Origin of the sequence: Mesorhizobium sp. M1A.F.Ca.ET.072.01.1.1 (assembly GCF_004023325.1) — a bacterium.
Lineage (GTDB): Bacteria > Pseudomonadota > Alphaproteobacteria > Rhizobiales > Rhizobiaceae > Mesorhizobium.
The window spans coordinates 1-3412 of record NZ_RZSF01000505.1; the positions used below are offsets into that span (position 1 = coordinate 1).

Here is a 3412-nt window from a genome sequence, read left to right on the forward strand (position 1 = left end):
GGCCACACCATGCGGAGCGCCTGGACGCGGGCTTGGCCAGGCTCGGCGTAGACCAGCTCCGGCTTCTCCTGCATTTCGCGGCTGTCGCGGCGGGAGTGGGTGAGATCACCGGTTTGAGCGCGGCGGTGGGAGCCGCAATAGGGTTTGTGTCGAGACCTTTTGTAGACTTCGCCGGTAACGCGGCTTGGCTTCGATGGAGAAGGTCGGAAGGATTTCGCCCGCGTGCCGGGCGCTCGATAGGCTTGCTACGAACGCGGCCAGGTTGGGCGGCTCGGATGTGGTTTGTGGCGGTGTTTCGCCGTCAGCCAGGGGCCGCCAGATAAGCCTGTACAGCTCGCATCTCCTCCAGAAGCTTCAGTGGACCCGAGGTCGGCGGCGCGCTGCTACGCCGACGGCTCCGTGCGCAGCCTCCTACACCATCAGACACGGCCGCATTTGGTTCGGTCCGATTGACGACATTCCGAGTTCAGAACCAGACATCCCTTTGCGCTAGTATCAAGCTGGCCAAGGGCGAACCACCTGATCTTTGTGCCCCTGCTCGCAACACCTTTCGTGGCATGCCAATTGCGAGTGCGATGCCAGATACCTGTTCCGACGTGGCTTCGCGCTGTCTTCAACCCAGGAGTTCACATGACACTCGCCCACGCGATACTGGCTGCGCATACCGTGGGGACGCGCCAGCGGTGCTGGGGCTGCCTGGGGACCGGCGGCATCTGCGCAGCATTATACCGGCAGCAACGTTTAGTCCGCGGCTGCACATAGTGCTGATGACACTGGTTCATCAGCCTTCTGACAGGCAGGTCTCTAGTGCTCGCGCTGGTGATCGGGGGCACTGGCGCAAATCCGAGCGAGTGACCATCAAACCGAGCAAACATCAAAGGAGTACCTAATGCGAGTAGCCGTTGTTACGAACAGAGACTTTACGGGCGTGATTAACCGGTTCGGCCAGCCTTTTCCGCAGCCGCCGCAGCCTTGGCCAGAGTCGGACCGCGACAGCATGGTGGTGGCGGCGCTGGAAGAGGGCGGCCACGAGGTGCTGCTGTGTGAGGGCGATAAAGGACTGCTCGCTACGCTCGAGCGGTTCATGCCGCCCGATTCGCAAGCCCGCCCTTCGGGGTTCGTCTTCAACTTGGCTTGTGGGATTCAGGGCGAGTCCCGTTTCTCCCAGGTTCCTGCCATGCTCGAGATGGCCGGCGTTCCGTACATAGGAGCGAGCCCGCTCGGACATGAGCTTGCCAACGACAAGGTCATCACCAAAATACTCATCCGCGACCGCGGTGTGCCGACGCCGAACTTTCGAGTGATGCGTCGAGGCTCTGAAAATACCGGCGATCTGAGATTTCCAGTAATAGTGAAGCCGCCTCGTGAGGGTGACAGCCTCGGATTGCAGCTCGTGCATGAACCTGCCGAGCTAAAGCGGGCCGTGGAAGTGATTGTCGAGCAGTATGCGCAGGACGCGCTCGTTGAAGAATACATCGAGGGGAGGGAAATCAACGTTGCGATACTTGGAAACGGAGAGCTCGAGGTATTGCCTCTTGTGGAGCAGGACTTCGGCGGCCGCGCAAACCGGCTTATGACCTGGGAAGCAAAATACGTGGCGGCTACGGCAGTGGCGAAGATTTGCCCGGCAGAGATCGGGGGCAGGCTTGCGACGGTCCTGCGGGATATTTCGATTGCGACATTCCGCGCTTGCCAGTGCCGGGACTATGCCCGCGTCGACGTCCGGATCGACGGCTCCGGCCAGCCTTTTGTCCTAGAAATCAACGCGAATCCATCCCTCGCAAAGGGCTCATCGTATTGCATGGCTGCGAACACGGCCGGACACAGCTACTCGAGCTTGATCAATCGCATCCTGGATGTCGCCCAGACGCGCTATTTCGGAACCGCTACCCCCCAGGACCGCACGTGACTTTTCGGGTAGCGCGGCGACGTTGTATTCTGCCGCATGTTGAGGTAGGCACGGAATAGAGCGGAGGCTTTCTGCCCACTTGGACGTGGACGCGCCGACGACATGACCGGGTCAATGGGACGCCGATCTCGGTGGCGCAGAAGGTATCGACGACCGTTTACAGCCTTCGGATAGCCGATGTTCGGACAGTTCAGCGCCCTGACCACATCCTCCGCCCGATAGCTGAATCGCGGGTAGAGCACAGGCACATAATGGGAGAACGTGTCGACGACCGTTATCACACGGATCTTCTTGCCCGTCGCCAGATCATCGTGGACGAAGTCCATCGCCCAGACGTCGTTCGGGCGGACGGCTGCCTCCCGGCCTTCCCAGAGCTTCGCCTTCACACGCCCCTTCGGCCTCTTATCCCTGAACTGCAGGTCCAAGTCCGTGTAAATTCGACAGGTTCGCTTCATGTTGATGTCCCAGCCGCCTCGCGCGTGAGCATTGCGTGCACGCGCCGGTATCGTGTAGCGCAGATGTCCTTGATTAGAGCTTCGATGCCGACCTGATCGCGGCGGCAGGAATACTTCATCGTCTTCCGCTCCTCCCAGCCAAGCGATGTTACCGCGGAAAACTCCACTTTCGAACGATCCAGTTTTCAGGGATCAGAGCATTTCTAACGATGGGGCCTCGCAATTGAGCGACGAGATCGGGGCCCTGTGCCCGATCGCCCCACGTGGGCCTTCCTCGTTGTAGTATCTGCGCCAATCCAATGTTCGAAACCCGCCACACTGAGGCGTAAGTGTTCCGCCGGTGCGGCGCGCGAAACACATGGTTTTCTCGCCTTGTCCCAAACCTCTTCAGTGGCACGCCGATTGCGTGAGACCCGGTGAAGGAACGCGGGCACTAGACAATCCGGTCCAGTGATCAGCCAACTAAGTCCGAGCCAATGATAGCGGGCAAAAAAATCCAAGGAGTAGCTCATGCGGGTCGCCATCGTCTGGAACTATGATTGTACGGGGGTAATCAACCAGTTCGGTCAGGCTCGCCCCAAGGAATACCGTCCTGACGGGGCATTTGAAAGTCTGGTGGCGGCACTCCAGGAGAGCGGTCACGAGACGCTGCTGTGCGAAGGCGATAAAGAACTGCTAACTAAGCTCGAGAGGTTCATGCCACCCGATCCACAGGCCCGCCCATCGGGAATCGTCTTCAACAGGGCAGAGGGAATTCAGGGCGAGCACCGTTACACCCATGTTCCCGCTATGCTTGAGATGGCCGGTGTTCCATACACCGGACCGAGCCCGCTCGGGCATGCGCTCACGCACGACAAGGTCGTCACCAAGAGGCTCATGCGCGATTGTGGCGTGCCGACGCCGAACTTTCGCGTGATGCGTCTCGGAACCGAGAGTACCGGCGACCTGCGATTCCCAGTGGTCGTGAAGCCGCGTCTCGAAGAGTGCAGCCTTGGGTTGCAGCTCGTATATGAACCAGCTCAATTGAGGCATGCCGTGGAAATGATCG

At 59.9% G+C, this 3412-nt stretch carries 1 protein-coding gene and 2 pseudogenes; 2 read left to right on the forward strand and 1 reads right to left on the reverse strand.

Annotated features, from left to right (window positions below; translation table 11 throughout):
- Positions 1 to 889: 889 nt before the first annotated feature.
- A complete protein-coding gene (locus EOA32_RS35155) occupies positions 890 to 1909 on the forward strand; it encodes an ATP-grasp domain-containing protein (protein ID WP_128374140.1) in 1020 nt (339 codons plus the stop codon).
- Between the two features lie 191 nt (positions 1910 to 2100).
- Here the strand turns inward: EOA32_RS35155 and EOA32_RS40405 are convergent.
- Positions 2101 to 2450, reverse strand: a pseudogene (locus EOA32_RS40405) (DDE-type integrase/transposase/recombinase); the annotation flags it as partial.
- A gap of 424 nt (positions 2451 to 2874) precedes the next feature.
- Here EOA32_RS40405 and EOA32_RS35165 point away from each other — a divergent pair.
- Positions 2875 to 3412: pseudogene (locus tag EOA32_RS35165) on the forward strand (hypothetical protein); the annotation flags it as partial.